The sequence below is a fragment of the Halopseudomonas sp. T1L2 genome, from assembly GCF_055397385.1.
In genome coordinates this window covers 2,838,246-2,854,060 of record NZ_AP040865.1, presented here as the reverse complement: position 1 = coordinate 2,854,060, position 15,815 = coordinate 2,838,246, and the positions used below count along the sequence as shown (strand labels likewise).

Genomic DNA, 15,815 nt, shown 5'->3' with positions numbered 1-15,815 from the left:
GACATCCGAAGCGTCTGCCATGCGGTTTAGCCGCGCGGCTTCCGGCGCGGGACGGCGGGCTGCTAGAATGCCGCGATGGATATCTCCCACCTGCTTAATTCGCTCAATGATGCTCAACGTCAGGCCGTGACTGCCGCGGTCGGCCAACAGCTGGTGCTGGCCGGCGCCGGCTCCGGCAAGACTCGGGTACTGGTTCACCGTATCGCCTGGCTGGTGCAGGTCGAACAGGCCTCACCCTGGAGCATTCTTTCCGTCACCTTTACCAACAAGGCCGCCTACGAAATGCGCGCGCGGATCGAGCAACTGCTCGGTATTGCGCCGCAGGGCATGTGGGTCGGCACCTTTCACGGCCTGGCACATCGACTGCTGCGCGCGCACTGGCGCGAGGCCGGGCTGGCCGAACAGTTCCAGATTCTCGACAGCGACGACCAGCAGCGGCTGGTCAAGCGGGTTATCCGTGAACTCGGTCTGGACGAGAACCAGTGGGCGCCCAAGCAGGCCCAGTGGTGGATCAACGCCCAGAAGGACGAAGGCCTGCGCCCGCAGAATATTCAGCCGGCCGGTGATCTGTACCTGAGCACCATGGTGCGCATCTACGAAGCCTATGAGCAGGCCTGCAACCGTGCCGGGGCCGTCGACTTTGCCGAGCTGCTGCTGCGTTCGCTGGAACTGTGGCGCGATAATCCGGCGCTGCGCGAGCAGTATCGGGCGCGCTTCAAGCACATTCTGGTCGACGAGTTCCAGGACACCAACGCGGTGCAGTACGCCTGGCTGCGCCATCTCGCGGGCAAGACACCCAGCCTGATGGTGGTCGGTGACGATGACCAGTCAATCTATGGCTGGCGCGGCGCGCGGATCGAAAACATCCAGCAGTTCCAGACCGACTATCCGAATGCCGAAATGATCCGCCTGGAGCAGAACTACCGCTCCACCGCGACCATTCTCAAGGCCGCCAACGCGCTGATCGGCAACAACTCGGGGCGGCTCGGCAAGGAACTGTGGACCGACGGCAACGAAGGCGAGCCGATTGCCCTGTACGCCGGCTTCAACGAGCAGGATGAAGCGCGCTTTATCGTCGAACGGATCGAGCAGGGCATTCGCGACGGGCTGGCGCGCAGCGAGATGGCCATTCTCTACCGCTCCAACGCCCAGTCGCGGGTGCTGGAAGAGGCCCTGCTGCGCAGCGGTATTCCCTATCGTATCTACGGCGGTCAGCGCTTCTTCGAGCGCGCCGAGATCAAGAACGCCATGGCCTACCTGCGGCTGATGGCCAACCGCGGCGACGATGGTGCGCTGGAGCGCATTATCAATCTGCCGACCCGCGGCATCGGCGACAAGACGGTCGAGCTGCTGCGCCAGCAGGCGCGCGAGCGAGATGTCTCAATGTGGCAGGCGGCCTGCGACCTGATCGACAACAAGGGGCTGCCGGGCCGGGCGGCCAACGCGGTGCAGGGCTTTCTGGTGCTGATCGAGGAAATGGCCGAGCGTGCCGAAGGGTTGCCGCTCTATAGCCAGACCCAGATTGCCATTGAGCACAGCGGCCTGCTGCGCTTCCATGAGCAGGAAAAAGGTGACAAGGCGCAGGCGCGGGTCGAAAACCTGGAAGAACTGGTCTCTGCCGCCCGTGGTTTCGAGAACGATATGGCCGACGAGGAAGAGGAAGGCGATGTACTGCTGGCCTTCCTGGCCCACGCCTCGCTGGAAGCCGGCGAAACCCAGGCTGACCGCTTTGAAGACAGCGTACAGCTGATGACCCTGCACAGCGCCAAGGGCCTGGAGTTCCCGTTGGTATTCATGGCCGGGGTAGAGGAAGGGCTGTTCCCGCACAAGATGAGCCTGGAAGATCCGGGCCGGCTGGAGGAAGAGCGCCGGCTGGCTTACGTGGGCATTACCCGGGCGATGCAGCAGTTGGTGATTACCTGGGCCGAAACCCGCCGCTTGTACGGCAGTGAAACCTTCAACAAGGTGTCGCGCTTTGTCCGTGAGATTCCACCTGAACTGATTCGCGAAGTGCGCCTGGGCAGCCAGGTCAGCCGACCCTTTGGCCCGGCCAAGAGTAACCTGTTCGCCAGCGAAGCCACCGAAAGCACCGGCTTTGCCCTCGGCCAGCGCGTCGAACACGCTCTGTTCGGTGAAGGGGTAGTGCTCAACTATGAAGGCCACGGCGCGCAGGCGCGGATTCAGGTCAATTTTGATGATGAAGGCAGCAAGTGGCTGATGGTGGCGTATGCCAAGCTGCAGGCGCTGTAGCGCCTGCAGCTTGGAGCGGCAAGCTTCAAGCTATAAGCCGCAAGTGGTTTGTGCGTGCGGGAAGTACGTTGCCAACTTGAATGAATCGGTGGCTGATGGTTCGCCGCAGGAGCGCGCGAGTCGACGCTCCCTGCACCAATATAGAAGTCCGCAGCGGGCAGCTTGCAGCTTGCCGCTTACAGCTTGGAGCTAAAGGAATGGATAGACGTGAATTGTTGACGGCCGCCGGTCTGGGTCTGGGCGCGGCGGCACTGGTTGGCTGCAAGGACGACAGCGCGCCTGCCGGCAGTGCGCCGGCGGCAGCCGAACAGCGCTTTCGCTGGAAGATGGTGACCTCCTGGCCGGAGAACTTTCCGGGTCTGGGCACCACCGCCCAGCACTTCGCGGACACGGTTGAGCGGCTGTCCGATGGCCGGTTGAGCATTCAGGTGTTTGCCGCCGGTGCTCTGGTGCCGGCGCTGGAAGTCTTTGACGCTGTTTCTGGCGGCACCGCTGAGCTGGGCCACAGCGCGGCCTATTACTGGAAGGGCAAGAGTGCGGCGGCGCCGTTCTTTACCGCCGTGCCGTTCGGCATGAACGCCCAGGAGATGAATGCCTGGCTGTACGAGGGCGGCGGGCTGGAGTTGTGGCAGAAGGCCTATGACCCGCTCGGCGTAGTGCCGCTGCCGTGCGGCAACACCGGCGTGCAGATGGCCGGCTGGTTCAACAAGGAGATCAACAGTCTGGACGACCTGCAGGGCCTGAAAATCCGTATGCCGGGCTTTGGCGGCGAGGTGCTGTCGCGTGCCGGCGCCACTACGGTCAACCTGCCGGGCAGCGAAATCTTTACCTCGCTGCAGACCGGGGTGATCGATGCGACCGATTGGGTCAGCCCCTATAATGATCTGGCCTTTGGTCTGCACAAGGCGGCGCAGTTCTACTATTACCCGGGCTGGCAGGAACCCTGCGCGGTGCTGGAGCTGACCATCAACAAGCAGAAGCTGGCCGAGCTGCCGGACGACCTGCGCAGTATTGTCATCAATGCGGCCCGCTCGACCAACCAGGCCATGCTGGATGAGTATGGCCGGCGCAATGCCGAGGCGCTGCATACCCTGGTCGACGAGCATAACGTCCAGCTGCGTCGGCTGCCTGATGCGGTGCTGGAGCGCCTGCGCGACATCAGTGCTGATGTGCTGGAAGAGACCGCCGCGATGGATCCGCTGAACCGCGAGGTGTGGGATTCCATGCAGGCCTTCCGCGAGAAGATCCAGGCCTGGCACGCGATCAGCGAAAAGGCCATGTACGATCTGCGTAGCTGATTCAGCCCCTTCCCGGTCCCGCGAGCGCGCCGGTCAGGCCTCGCGGGTCTCAACAGCGTCCGCTGCGGAGGAAGCACAATGCCCGGTATCCATATCAAGCGCGCCAGTGCGGCGGATGCCGAGCGGGTGGGCGAGTTGTTTGATCTGTATCGCCAGTTTTATCAGCAGCCGGCCGCTCGGGCGGGCGCGATCGACTACCTGCGCCTGCGTCTGCAGCGTGGCGACTCAGTGGTGCTGATGGCGATGGTCGGCGAAGGCGAGCTGGCCGGATTCTGTCAGCTGTATCCGACGTTCTGTTCGGTCGACATGGCGCCAATCAGCATCTTGTATGACCTGTATGTCGGCTCCGGCTATCGTCGTCAGGGCGTTGCCGGAGCCCTGCTGGCGGCTGCCGAAGACCAGGCGCGTGCGCAGGGCGCGGTGCGCATGGAGCTGGCAACCGCGACCGACAACATTTCGGCGCAGCGATTGTACGAAGCCAGTGGCTGGGAGCGTGACCGGCAGTTTCTGCACTACAGCAAGCTGCTTGGGTCAGGTTGACGCCGGCACGTCTCCTCCATCTGAACGATTTGTTTCCCGAGAGGCTCGGGCAGGCTTTGCTGAATTCATTGTGAGGCTGAACATGAACAGCAAGGAACTGGTTGAGCGTTATTTCGATTCGGTAGAGGGGCGCAGTGCGGCACCGATTACCGACTATCTGGCTGCGGATATTCGCTGGCACCTGCCGCCGGCGCACCCTTTCGGCAGCGATTTTTCCGGTATTGACGGTGTTCTCGGGATGATGGCCAAGGGGGCCGGCTGGCTGGATTTTGCTACCCTGCAGATCCGTCGCCATGCGCTGATATGTGAAGGCGACAATGTCGTCGTGCATTTCGAGCTGACGGCGCAGACCTGCAGCGGTGAGCCCTATCTGAACCAGTATCTGCTGCGCTTTCGCTGCTGCGACGCAAAGATCTGCGAGGTGTGGGAATTCCTTGATACCTACAGCCAGTACCGGGCCGGACTGTACCAGCAGGTGATCTGACATCTGCCGCTGGCGGCTGTTATGCTCGGGGAGTGTTCCCGGCTGCAATTGCAAAGGATAGATCGTGCCCGCCCCCATCATTCTGTTCGACGGTGTATGCAAGCTCTGCAGTGCCTGGGCCAACTTTATTATCGAGCACGATGCCGCGCGCCGGTTCCGGCTGTGCAGCGTGCAGTCGGCGGCGGGGCAGCGGCTGCTCGCGGAGCACAACTATCCGACCGATACCTTTGAGACCATGCTGGTGGTGGATGGCGAACGCCGCTTCGAGAAGAGCGCGGCGTTCTTTGTCGTCATGCATCGGCTTGGCTGGCCATGGCGCGCTCTGTGCGTGTTTCAGCTGATCCCGCGCCCGCTGCGCGACTGGCTGTACGACCGTATTGCGCTGAATCGCTACCGGTTGTTTGGTCGCTATGACCTGTGCCGGCTGCCTGCGGCCGATCACGCGGAGCGCTTTGTCGATGAGTAACCCGGACCTACTGAAGATGGCCCGCTGGTGCCGCTGGATGCTGGCATTTGTGTTCATTTATCACGGCCTGGTACCCAAGGTGCTGTTTCTCAACCCGGTCGAAGTGCAGATGGTCGAGGCGGCGGGTCTGGGTCTGAATGCCCAGATCATTTCGCCGCTGGCCGGCGTGGCCGAGGTGCTGCTCGGGCTGCTGATTCTGTTTGGCTGGTTCGGCCGCTGGCCGGTTCTTGCCGCCGCGCTTGGGTTGCTTGGTCTGCTTGCCGGCGTTGCCCTGGTTACCCCGGCACTATTGCTCGGGGCCTTCAACCCGGTAACCACCAATCTGCCGGCGCTGCTGCTGTGTGCGTTGATCATCCATCTCGAATCCGGCTGCAACACGGACGCCTGATTGTGGTCATAACGCTCTGACGGGCCGCGTTGGCCCGGTATGCAAGGAGCTGTTGTGCCTTCATCCTGGAAACCCCGCCTCTGGCTGACCGTGCTGCTGGGCATCGTGCTTCAGCCGTTCGTGTTTCTCTACGTCAATCGCCCGCGTCTGTTCTGGGGTTACCTTCCGGTGACGCTGGTGGTCGCCGGGATCGACTGGTACTTCGAGCTGGCCCTGACACTGGCGTTCAGCCTGATCTGTCCGCTGCACGCGGTGCTGATCGCGCGCCGTTACGATGTATCGACGCCACGCCGCTGGTTCAATCGTGCCAGCGTGGCAGTGGGGCTTTATCTGGCGGTGATGCTCGCGATTCTGGGTGCGCGAACCTTCCTTTACGAGCCTTACCAGGTGCCGTCGGCCTCGATGCACCCGACGCTGGTTGAGGGCAATCTGTTTGTGGCGCAGAAGTGGGGCTTTGCCCATCGCAGCCTGTTTGGCCTCACCCTGCCCGGCAGTGACCGCCTGGATGCGGCCCGCCTGCAGCGCGGCAAGGTCTACGTGTTCTATCCGCCTGACCACGACATGCTCTACGTCAAACGGCTGATCGCGCTGCCCGGTGACGTGATTGCCCTGACGCCGGATGGGGTTGTGATCAATGGTGAGCGCCTGCCGCGCGAGCTGCTGTCAGACACCGATGGGGTACGAATCTACCGCGAGCAACTTGGCGGGCAATCCTATCGGGTGCAGCAGCTGGACAGTGCGGCGCAGCAGCCGATTCAGACCTTCAGGGTGCCGGAGGGGCATTACTTCTTCCTCGGTGACAACCGCGATAACTCAAACGACAGCCGTTACTGGGGATCGGTCGCTGCCGAGCGGGTGGTTGGCCAGATGGTCTGGCTGATCAGCAAGCCGGACCACCCGGCATCCTGATGGCTCAGTCTTCCAGCTGCGCGACCCGTTGATCGATCCCACCGCTCTGGTGGTGCCACCAGTCGCTGACATGACACAGCGCCAGCACGCTGGTGCTGCAGCTGCCGCCGTCGATTGCGGCGCGCACGGCCGTTACGTCGACCCGATTCAGGTAGCCGACCGCATCGCTCATCAGCTCTCCGTCGCCGAAGCCGCCTTCGAGCATCTCGGCCAGCGCCTGTTCGCGGCTCCAGCCCTCGAACACCATGCGGTACATGGCGGCCATCAGCCCGGTGCGGTTTTGCCCGTGCTTGCAGTGGATCAGCACACCACCCTGTTGCTGGCCGGTGCGGATCGCGCGCAGCACGCGGATCACGTCGGTGTCGGTTACCCGGTCGGCGTGCAGTGGTTCGTGGATGGCGGTCAGCTCGCTGCCGTCGAGCCAGTCGTCGTTGCGCTGGTAGAAATTGATCACGGTATGGATACCTTGCGCCTGCAGGGTCGGCAGGTCGCCGCTGTCCGGCAGGGCGCTGCGATACAGGTTGGGCCCCATGCGATACAGACGCAGCTGCGGATCAATCGGGGTGGCCCAGTTGGCCGGACGTGCCTGCCCGGCGCTGAGGGTGGGAGCCGGCATGTCGACGTGGTCGCTGCGCAGTACATCGGGTCGGGCCAGGGCGATGACACCCAGCAGCGCCAGCGGCAGGCCGGTTGCGAGCAACAGATTACGCGGCTTCATGGCGGAGCTCCCCTGCCTGGCTGACGTTATGCGCTGCCACGGCTGGCCGATACAGCAGCAGCCGGTAACAGAGCAGGCAGATGCACCAGTCGAACAACAGGGTCCAGACGTTGTGCGAGAGGAAATGTGCGCCCTGCATGGTGCGCCCGAGTGACAGCACGGTGCCGAGCGCCAGTGCGCCGATCAGGGCGCCGCGGGCGGCCCGCGGAAAGCGGTCACGCAGGGCAAAGAACAAGGCCAGCAGGGAGAACCCGGAGGAGGCATGACCGCCGGGCCAGCAGCGTCCAGCCTTGTTAGTGTCCGGGCGGGCTGACAGCAGCGGTGTGTGAATCTCTGTGCCGCCGTATTGCACCAGACTCCAGGGGCAGGGCACGTTGGTCAGCTGCTTGAGCGGGGTAACCAGGCTGGTAGCCAAGGCCAGCGACAGCACCAGATAGCTCAGCTCCGGCCGCCAGCGCCGCAGCCGGGTCGGCAGCAGGCTGAGCACAAAACCGATAATCGCCAGCACGCCGATCACGATCACCGCCTGCTTGACCCGGTCGTGCAGGATGTCTTCGAGGAAGAAGCTATGGCGGCCCACAAAGCCATCGCCCGGCACGTAGAACAGGTCTGAGAACCAGAAGTCCAGTGTGCTGGTGTCGAACAGCAGCATCAGGGCCATCAGCGCCGCTGGGATCAGTAGCCAGCGGCCGACCGGGAAAGGGCGCGATACGCGTGTGCGGTGGCTCATCGCTGGCTCACCTTGGTATTGCCGCTGGTGTTCGTGGGGTTCCATGCCAGCAATTGATGACCGTAGTCGTAGCTGGCCCCTTGGTAGTAAGCGATGGCGCGGCGTACCAGCGGGTCGTTGGCGTCAGCTGTTCGCTCCACGCTGAGGCCGGTGGCGTCGTCGTGGCGGCGGATCAACCCGCGCGGACTGAGGATCGCCAGATCCTGACCGTCAAACAGGCCCAGATGCTGATAGTTACCGATCAGCGCCCGCCCCGGGCCGGTATCCGGGCGCAGCAGGTTGTGGCCGAAGAAGGTCGAGGTGTAATCCATGTTCAGCAGGCCCATCAGCGTCGGTGCCAGATCGATCTGGCTGGCCACGCGGCTGTCCTCGCGGGCGTCGATCAGGCCTGGGGCGTAGACGAACAGCGGGATGTGGTAGTTGTGCACCGGCAGGTCTTCCTTGCCGGCGCTGCCGGCGGTGTGGTCGGCAACGAACACGAAGACGGTGTCCTTGAACCAGGGCTTCTCGCGCGCCTGCGCGAGGAACTGGCCGATGGCATAGTCGGTGTATTTCACCGCACCTTCGCGGCCGGTGCCGGACGGGATGTCGATGCGGCCTTCCGGATAGCTGTAGGGGCGATGGTTGGAGGTGGTCATCAGTTGCAGCAGGAACGGCTTGCCCGCAGCGGCATCGGCGTCGGCCAGTTTCAGGGTTTGGTTGTACAGATCCTCATCGCTCATGCCCCAGGCGTTGGTGAAGGTGATCTCGTCGTCGGGCACGCTGGCCTGATCAACCACGCGGTAGCCGTTGCCGGCGAAGAAGGCGTTCATGTTGTCGAAGTAGCCACGACCGCCGTAGACAAACACGCTGTCGTAGCCCTGCGCGCCGAGTTGCTGACCGAGGCTGGCAAATCCGGTTTCGCGGCCGATGCGCTTGACGATCGAGCGGCCGGGGGTCGGCGGGATCGACAGGGTGATGGCTTCCAGGCCGCGGGTGGTGCGGGTGCCGGTGGCGTAGAACTGGCTGAAGTAGAGGCTCTGCTTGCGCAGGGCGTCGAGGTTAGGGGTCAGATTGCGGGCATCGCCTTCGCTGCCCATGTATTTGGCGCTGAGGCTTTCGATGGTGACCAGAATCAGGTTCAGCTTGCGCGGCTGGCCGGGGTTGTCGATCTGCCGGCGAATGCCCATCGGGTCGGTATCGACAAAGCGGGTGTTTGGCTCGCTGACTTCCTCACGCAGGGCGCTCGCAGCGGTGGCCTCGGGCAGTTGCGGGTAGAACTGGGTGTAGTCCAGTTCGTTGTTACGGAAGGCGGCAAAGAACTGGTACGGCCCGTTGCTGGCCAGCTCGTGCTGATAGGCGTTGCCGCCGCTGCTGCGCGGAAAGCCCTGCCCGACCACCAGAATGCTCAGGGCGACGGCTGTAGCTGCGCCTGCCAGGCTGATGCCGCGTTCCGGCCAGCTCAGCAAGGGGGCGGCGGCGATGCGACGAACCCGTGGTTGCAGCAGCGCGGTGGTGATCACGGCGATGACGGTCAGCGCTGCCAGCAGCGGATAGACCGGGTAGGACTCGAGGATGTTGTTGATCACCTCGTCGGAGTAGACCAGATAGTCGACCGCGATGAAGTTGAAGCGCACCCCGAACTCGTCCCAGAACAGCCATTCGGCGACCGCAGTGAACAGCATCAGGAAGACGCCGAAGGTCATGGCTGCCTGCAGCAGACGCAGATGCCAGCGCTTGCGCCAGAGCCGGGCAGGGCACAGCAGCATGTACAGTGCCAGTGGCGCGAAGGCGTAGAGCAGGAAGGTCAGGTCGTAGATCATGCCTTCGCCATACAGCCGCAGCACACCGCTGGCGCTGAGCTGCGCTTCGCCCAGGTGGGTCAGCAACAGGATCGAACGGGTGACAACGAAAACACCGAGCCAGAGGGCTGCGAGCAAGCCAAGGAAACGGGCCTGGGCGGATTTGAGCAGGGGCATGTGACAGTCCATGGTTGAAATCGACCGTCGCAGTGTGGTGATCTTGCTGTCGGCGCTGCGTCAACGCGCTGTGAAAATTTCGTCAAGCCGTGTGGTTTTCTGGAGAGCTCCTGCATGCGTATTCTGGTCATCGAGGATAACCGCGACATCCTCGCCAACGTGATGGACTACCTGCAGCTCAAGGGTTACACGGTGGACTGCGCCCAGGATGGGGTTTCGGGGCTGCATCTGGCGGTCAGCGAGCACTACGATCTGATTGTGCTGGATATCATGCTGCCGGGCATGGACGGCTATCAGCTGTGTCAGCGGCTGCGCGAGGACGCCGGTCGGGACACGCCGATTATCATGCTGACCGCGCGTGATGCGCTGGACGATCGGCTCAAGGGCCTGAAGGTTGGCGCCGATGATTACCTGCTCAAACCCTTTGCGCTATCCGAACTGGTAGCCCGTATTGAAGCCATCCTGCGCCGCAGCAGCGGTGGCGGTCGTCATCGACTGGAGGTCGGCGATCTGAGCTATGACCTTGATACCCTGCAGGTCAGCCGTGCCGGCAAGGCGCTCAAGCTCAACCCGGTCGGGCTCAAGCTGCTGGAAGTGCTGATGCGCAAGAGCCCGGCGGTGATTCGCCGCACTGTGCTGGAAGAGGCGCTCTGGGGCGACGAACTGCCCGACAGCGATAGTCTGCGCAGCCATATTCACCAGTTGCGTCAGATCGTCGACAAACCCTTTGAAACGCCGCTGATTCACACCGTGCACGGGGTTGGCTACAGCCTTTCGGAGCCGGCGCAATGATTCGCAAGCAGCCGCTGCGCCGGCGTATCGTAATTGCCTTCACGCTGATGACGCTGGCGGTCAGCGGGGTGTTTTCGCTGGGGATTGTCGGCATTGTGCATTTTGTCGAGGAGCATCTGGTCTCCCAGGAGATGAGCGAGGAACTGACTGCCGTACTGGAGCAGGACCTGGCCCGTGGTCAGCCGCCCCGGCTCGACAGCAAGACCCGGCTGTATGCCTCGCACATGCCGGGCTACGAGGTACCGGAGTCGCTGCGCTCGCTCGAAGGGGGCTTCAGCGAACTGGTGGGTGACGATCAGGCTGCCTATGTCTACGTTCGCGAGATTGGCGCGCAGCGTTTTATTCTGGTGCAGGAGCAAGCCGAGTTCGAGGCCCGCGAGCGGGTGGTGTTTGCCGTAGTATTTGCCGGCTTCCTGCTGAGTGTGCTGCTGGGCTGTCTGCTGGGTTTGCTGATGGCACAAAAGATTCTGGCGCCGATCATCCGGCTGGCCGGTCAGGTGCGACACCGGGATCAATTGCTGCCGCTGGCGCCGCCACTGGCGCCGGAATACCCGGACGACGAGGTTGGCCACCTGGCTGAGGCCTTCGATTCCACCCTCAGCCAGCTGCGCCTGTCGCTGGAGCGTGAACGGCTGTTTACCGGCGATGTCAGTCACGAACTGCGCACGCCGTTGATGATTATCGCCACCTCGACCGAGCTGCTGGAAGCGGCCGATTTGGGCGAGCGCGAGCAACGGCAGGTCAAGCGCATTGCCCGTGCTGCCGAGGAGATGCGCGAGCTGGTTGGCACCTTCCTGCTGCTGGCGCGAGCCAAGGGCCAGCCGGTCAGGATGACCGGCAATGCGTCCTTGCTCTCGGTTGCGCAGGAGCAGGTCGAGCGCTGGCAGGGCGCCTTTGCCGACAAGGGCCTGGGCTTTGAGCTGATCGTCGAGGCGGAGGATAGCGGCCAGTATCATCCGGGATTGCTCGGCACGGTCATGTCCAATCTGCTGCGCAATGCGCTGCACTACACCGAACAGGGGCAGGTTCGATTGCTGCTGGGGGCGGGCTGCTTCCGCGTGGAAGACACCGGGCCCGGGGTGCCAACCGACCAGCAAAGCGACATCTTCGAACCCTTTGTCCGTGGCAACCAGGCCCGTGGTGAAGGGCTGGGGCTGGGGCTGTCGCTGGTCAAGCGTATCTGCGCCCATCAGGGCTGGTCAGTCAGCATGCATTCGCTGGCCGCCGGCGGCAGCTGTTTCGATGTGCGGCTGGGTTGATTGCCCGCTGCACCGCCGAGCGCGCGGGCCGATATCGCTCGGCCTCTGGCTTTTCACGAAATTTTGACATCGCTTTGACACGACCTTGATCCGTGGGCGCCTAGTCTGGCAGCACCTACTCCCACCAGGGTTATTGTCATGTCCGAAAGCAAACCGATCGAGCTCGCGTTCTCCGACAAGTACGACCGCGATCACTCACAACAGTATTTCGACAAGCATCAGGCCGGTTTGTCGCGTCGTTTGTCCAACTGGCGTGACATGCAGCTGGCTCGCCGCGCGCTGAAAGACGCCGGTGACCCCAATCTGGTGCTGGACCTGCCCTGCGGCGCTGGTCGTTTCTGGCCGTTGCTGGCCGAGGCGCCGAATCGGGTCATTCTGGCTGCCGACAATTCGGCGGACATGATCCAGACCGCACTAGCCGGCCAGCCGACGGAGGTGGTAAGGCGGGTCAAGGCGTTCCAGACCTCCGCCTTTGATATCGATCTGGGCGATAACGCGGTCGACAGCATCTTCTGCATGCGGCTGATTCACCACGTTGCCGATCATGAGCACCGTCTTGCCCTGCTGCGTGAATGCGCCCGTGTCACCCGCGATACCCTGATCATCTCGCTCTGGGTCGATGGCAATTACAAGTCCTGGAAGCGCAGTCGTCTGGAAGCGCGCCGGGCAAAGCGAGGGCGTGCCGGTCAGAATCAGAACCGCTTTGTGGTGGCCCGCGAGGTGATTGAAGCCGAGTTTCGCGAGGCGGGCTTCAGCGAAATCAGCCACCACGATTTCCTGCCCGGCTACGCCATGTGGCGGGTCTACGTGCTGCGCAAGGCGGACGCATGAGCGCCGTGATCTCGGCCCGGGGCCGATTGCCATCCTTTGGTCAGGCACGCTTCGAGCGTTGGTGGGAAATGGACGGCAAGTGGGTAGAGGAGCCGAATCAGCGCCGCGGTGGCCAGAGCGGGGTCAAGTTGCTGCCGCCCCAGAGTCGCGGCTTGCCCCGCTTGTACAGCAAGCGTCAGGTTGGGCATGTCTATCGTACCTGGTTGCACCCTCTTGGTCGGCCCACGGTGCTGAGGGAGGAGCTGGCGCTGCGTGCCTGCGAGCAACTTGGTGTGCCGGTACCCAAACTGGTTTTTTGTGCTGCCCGTGAGCATCAAGGACAGTGGCAAGGGTTGCTGGTGACCGAAGAGCTGACTGGTTTTGTCAGTCTGGGCCAGTGGTACGCCAGCGAGGAGACAGTAACCAGGCGACGTGCCGTACTGCAGCAGTTGGCTGTGGTGCTGCGGCGGCTGCACGGGGGGCGCCGTCAGCACGGTTGTCTGTACGCCAAGCATATCTATGTCCGGGTTAACGGCGACCAGGCCGAGGTTGCCCTGCTGGATCTGGAGAAGAGCCGTCGTCGCCTGCTGCGCAGTCGAGCGGTGCGGCATGACCTGGACCAGCTGTGCCGCCACCGCGAAGGGATGCCTGACGAGGATTGGCAGTATTTTCTGGCCTGCTATCAGAGCCTGACCGGCGGTAACGGGGACAGCCGTCATGCGGCCTGAGCCCCTGTCCGGCGCTGACGATGCGCTGAAACTGAAAAGTCGTGGAGGTGTGGTCCGGATCATCAAGGCGGCGGGTTACTCGCTCGCCGGCCTGCGGGCAGCCTTGACCTTTGAGGCCGCCTTCCGCCAATTGCTGTTTTTGGCCGTAGTGCTGATCCCGCTGGCGTTCTGGTTGCCGGTCAGCGGCGTAGAGCGCGCACTGATGGTCGGGGTGGTGCTGCTGGCGCTGATCGTTGAGCTGATCAATTCGGCCATAGAGGCGGTAGTGGATCGTATTTCGCTTGAGCTGCACCCGCTGTCCAAGCGCGCCAAGGATCTGGGCAGTGCGGCGCAGATGCTCGCGCTGCTGCTGATCACCAGCGTCTGGAGCCTGATTCTGTTCTCGCCCGCCTGAGCGGGCCTGCCTGTGGAACCTGTTTGATGACCCACTCTACTGCTCCGGCCAGCCGGCCGGTGGTTGGCCTGCGCGGTCAACTGCTGTTTATCATCGGTGCGCTGGCGGCACTGACGCTCATGCTTACCCTGCTGCGCGGCGCGCTGCTGGCCTGGAACTGGGAGCTGGCCGCCGAGGTAACCCGTGGCGATTTGCTGGAAGCCTTCTTCAATGGCCTGCGTTTCGACCTGCGGGTCGTTGTTATCGTCGGTGCGCCGCTGATGCTGACCGTCCTCAGTGCGCGGCTGATGGCCATGCGCACGCTGCAGTGCCTGTGGCTGACGCTGGCAACCGTGCTGCTTTGCCTGCTTGGCACTGTCGAGCTGAGCTTCTACCGCGAGTTTCACCAGCGCCTGAACACGCTGGTGTTCCAGTATCTGCAGGAAGATCCGGCGACTGTACTGAGCATGCTCTGGTATGGCTTTCCGGTGGTGCGCTTGCTGCTGGGTATGGCGCTGGTCAGTTGGCTGATGTATCGCGGTTTTCGCTGGCTGGACCGCCGTACCAGGCTGCCCGCGACCGCAGCGAACCGTCGGCACAGCCGTCTGGGTGCGCTGGCGGCTCGCATCTCGGTGCTGCTGCTGTTGCTGGTCAGTTCAACGGTTCTGGCTCGTGGCACCTTGCGTCAGGGCCCGCCGCTGCGCTGGGGGGACGCTTTCACCACCGATTCGACCTTTGCCAATCAACTCGGCCTGACGCCGGCGCTGACCCTGTATTCGGCCGCCAAGGCGCAGTTCTCTGATCATCGCAATAACGCCTGGCTTGGTTTGATGGACGATGACCAGGCGACCGGGATTACCCGAAGCCTGCTGTTGACCGAACATGACCGGCTGATTGACGCCGAGCTGGCGCCGGTGCGTCGCGTATCTGAACCCGCTGTCGATAGCGTGTTGCCGGTGCGCAATGTGGTGGTGGTACTGATGGAGAGCTTTGCCGGCTACTACACCGGGGCGCTGGGCTCCCCGCTGGGCATTACCCCCGAGTTCGACAGGCTGAGCAAGGAGGGGTTGCTGTTCACCCGCTACTTCTCCAACGGCACCCACACCCATCAGGGCATGTTCGCGACCATGGCCTGCTTCCCCAACTTGCCGGGCTTTGAGTACCTGATGCAGGAGCCGGAGGGTGGTCATGCGTTTTCCGGCTTGCCGCAGCTGCTGAGCCAGCGCGGTTTTGACGACCTGTATGTCTATAACGGCGACTTTGCCTGGGACAATCAGAAGGGCTTTTTCGGCAAGCAGGGCATGCGCCACTTCATCGGCCGCAATGACTACGTCAATCCGGTCTTTTCCGACCCGACCTGGGGCGTATCCGATCAGGACATGTTTGACCGCGCTGTCACCGAACTGAATGCGCTGGATCATACGCGCCCGTTCTACGCGCTGCTGCAGACCCTGTCCAACCATACGCCTTACGCGTTGCCAGACCCGCTGCCGGTAGATGCCGTGAGCGGGCAGGGTGTTAACGACGAGCACCTGACCGCCATGCGCTATGCCGACTGGGCGCTGGGCCGGTTCTTCGATCAGGTACGCAACCAGCCCTGGTACAAGGACACGTTGTTTGTGGTGATCGGCGATCATGGCTTCGGCACGCCGCGCCAGCTGACCGATCTGGACCTGTTGCGCTTCAACGTGCCCATGCTGCTGATCGCGCCCGGTATCACCGAGCGCTTTGGTACGCACAATGACATTGTCGGCACCCAGGTTGACGTAGTGCCGACCATCATGGGGCGGCTTGGCGGCGCGGTGCAGCACCAGTGCTGGGGGCGTGATCTGCTGACGTTACCCGCGGATGACCGGGGCTTTGGCGTGATCAAGCCATCAGGCGGCGGCCAGACGGTGGGGCTGTTGCGTGGCGATGAACTGGTGGTGCAGCCGCGTGGTGAACAGCCCCGCGCCTACCGCTACCAGCTCGGTCCGCAGGCCAGTGTGACCGAGCAGGCAGAGGTGTCGGGCGAGCTGCAGGCGCAGCTCAAGGCCTATGTGCAGACCGCGACCAGCGCGCTGCTGGAGGATAGGGTGGGTGTTGAGGTGGCTGCCGGCAAGGATGGCTGAG

16 protein-coding genes are annotated in these 15,815 nt (G+C 63.2%); 13 read left to right on the top strand and 3 right to left on the bottom strand.

The window, feature by feature from the left end; genetic code table 11:
- Nucleotides 1-75: 75 nt before the first annotated feature.
- The 7 genes from uvrD (at nucleotide 76) to lepB (ending at nucleotide 6,335) form a co-directional block, all read left to right on the top strand.
- Complete coding sequence (gene uvrD / locus ACZ5WQ_RS13555; protein ID WP_228245972.1) at nucleotides 76-2,250, top strand: DNA helicase II; 2,175 nt, start codon at nucleotides 76-78, stop codon at nucleotides 2,248-2,250.
- A 197-nt stretch (nucleotides 2,251-2,447) separates the two neighbouring features.
- Nucleotides 2,448-3,548: a TRAP transporter substrate-binding protein gene (locus ACZ5WQ_RS13550; RefSeq protein WP_228245971.1), complete on the top strand. Its 1,101-nt coding sequence runs from the start codon at nucleotides 2,448-2,450 to the stop codon at nucleotides 3,546-3,548.
- A 78-nt stretch (nucleotides 3,549-3,626) separates the two neighbouring features.
- On the top strand, nucleotides 3,627-4,088 hold the full coding sequence (locus tag ACZ5WQ_RS13545; protein WP_464382472.1) for an N-acetyltransferase family protein: 462 nt from the start codon (nucleotides 3,627-3,629) through the stop codon (nucleotides 4,086-4,088).
- A gap of 82 nt (nucleotides 4,089-4,170) precedes the next feature.
- Nucleotides 4,171-4,572 (top strand): nuclear transport factor 2 family protein, encoded by a 402-nt coding sequence (locus ACZ5WQ_RS13540; protein WP_233048546.1) that lies wholly within the window; start codon nucleotides 4,171-4,173, stop codon nucleotides 4,570-4,572.
- A gap of 64 nt (nucleotides 4,573-4,636) precedes the next feature.
- A complete protein-coding gene (locus ACZ5WQ_RS13535; RefSeq protein WP_233048545.1) occupies nucleotides 4,637-5,038 on the top strand; it encodes a thiol-disulfide oxidoreductase DCC family protein in 402 nt (133 codons plus the stop codon).
- Nucleotides 5,031-5,426, top strand: coding sequence for a DoxX-like family protein (locus tag ACZ5WQ_RS13530; RefSeq protein ID WP_464382471.1), 396 nt, complete (start codon nucleotides 5,031-5,033; stop codon nucleotides 5,424-5,426). Before ACZ5WQ_RS13535 ends, ACZ5WQ_RS13530 begins: the two co-directional genes overlap by 8 nt.
- A 54-nt stretch (nucleotides 5,427-5,480) precedes the next feature.
- The gene (gene lepB, locus ACZ5WQ_RS13525; RefSeq protein WP_464382470.1) at nucleotides 5,481-6,335 is read left to right on the top strand and encodes a signal peptidase I; all 855 of its coding nucleotides are present in this window, start codon (nucleotides 5,481-5,483) and stop codon (nucleotides 6,333-6,335) included.
- A gap of 4 nt (nucleotides 6,336-6,339) precedes the next feature.
- Here lepB and ACZ5WQ_RS13520 read toward each other — a convergent pair whose 3' ends face one another.
- Genes ACZ5WQ_RS13520 through ACZ5WQ_RS13510 form a run of 3 tightly spaced genes read right to left on the bottom strand, consistent with a single transcriptional unit; the run spans nucleotide 6,340 to nucleotide 9,741 of the window.
- On the bottom strand, nucleotides 6,340-7,053 hold the full coding sequence (locus tag ACZ5WQ_RS13520) for a dual specificity protein phosphatase family protein (protein ID WP_464382469.1): 714 nt from the start codon (nucleotides 7,051-7,053) through the stop codon (nucleotides 6,340-6,342).
- Nucleotides 7,040-7,783: a phosphatase PAP2 family protein gene (locus ACZ5WQ_RS13515; RefSeq protein WP_464382468.1), complete on the bottom strand. Its 744-nt coding sequence runs from the start codon at nucleotides 7,781-7,783 to the stop codon at nucleotides 7,040-7,042. The genes ACZ5WQ_RS13520 and ACZ5WQ_RS13515 overlap by 14 nt, the downstream gene beginning before the upstream one ends.
- Complete coding sequence (locus ACZ5WQ_RS13510; protein WP_464382467.1) at nucleotides 7,780-9,741, bottom strand: LTA synthase family protein; 1,962 nt, start codon at nucleotides 9,739-9,741, stop codon at nucleotides 7,780-7,782. Before ACZ5WQ_RS13510 ends, ACZ5WQ_RS13515 begins: the two co-directional genes overlap by 4 nt.
- A gap of 114 nt (nucleotides 9,742-9,855) precedes the next feature.
- Here ACZ5WQ_RS13510 and ACZ5WQ_RS13505 point away from each other — a divergent pair, with 114 nt between their 5' ends.
- From ACZ5WQ_RS13505 to ACZ5WQ_RS13480, 6 genes are all read left to right on the top strand, one after another.
- Nucleotides 9,856-10,533: a response regulator transcription factor gene (locus tag ACZ5WQ_RS13505; protein ID WP_088275809.1), complete on the top strand. Its 678-nt coding sequence runs from the start codon at nucleotides 9,856-9,858 to the stop codon at nucleotides 10,531-10,533.
- Complete coding sequence (locus ACZ5WQ_RS13500; RefSeq protein ID WP_464382466.1) at nucleotides 10,530-11,792, top strand: sensor histidine kinase; 1,263 nt, start codon at nucleotides 10,530-10,532, stop codon at nucleotides 11,790-11,792. The genes ACZ5WQ_RS13505 and ACZ5WQ_RS13500 overlap by 4 nt, the downstream gene beginning before the upstream one ends.
- 138 nt (nucleotides 11,793-11,930) lie before the next feature.
- Nucleotides 11,931-12,623 (top strand): class I SAM-dependent methyltransferase, encoded by a 693-nt coding sequence (locus tag ACZ5WQ_RS13495; RefSeq protein ID WP_088275807.1) that lies wholly within the window; start codon nucleotides 11,931-11,933, stop codon nucleotides 12,621-12,623.
- Nucleotides 12,620-13,330: a lipopolysaccharide kinase InaA family protein gene (locus tag ACZ5WQ_RS13490; protein WP_464382465.1), complete on the top strand. Its 711-nt coding sequence runs from the start codon at nucleotides 12,620-12,622 to the stop codon at nucleotides 13,328-13,330. The genes ACZ5WQ_RS13495 and ACZ5WQ_RS13490 overlap by 4 nt, the downstream gene beginning before the upstream one ends.
- Nucleotides 13,320-13,724 carry a diacylglycerol kinase gene (locus tag ACZ5WQ_RS13485; protein WP_088275805.1) on the top strand — a complete coding sequence of 135 codons (405 nt, stop codon included), beginning with the start codon at nucleotides 13,320-13,322 and terminating at the stop codon, nucleotides 13,722-13,724. Before ACZ5WQ_RS13490 ends, ACZ5WQ_RS13485 begins: the two co-directional genes overlap by 11 nt.
- A 26-nt stretch (nucleotides 13,725-13,750) precedes the next feature.
- Complete coding sequence (locus ACZ5WQ_RS13480) at nucleotides 13,751-15,814, top strand: LTA synthase family protein (RefSeq protein ID WP_464382464.1); 2,064 nt, start codon at nucleotides 13,751-13,753, stop codon at nucleotides 15,812-15,814.
- Nucleotide 15,815 lies beyond the last annotated feature (1 nt).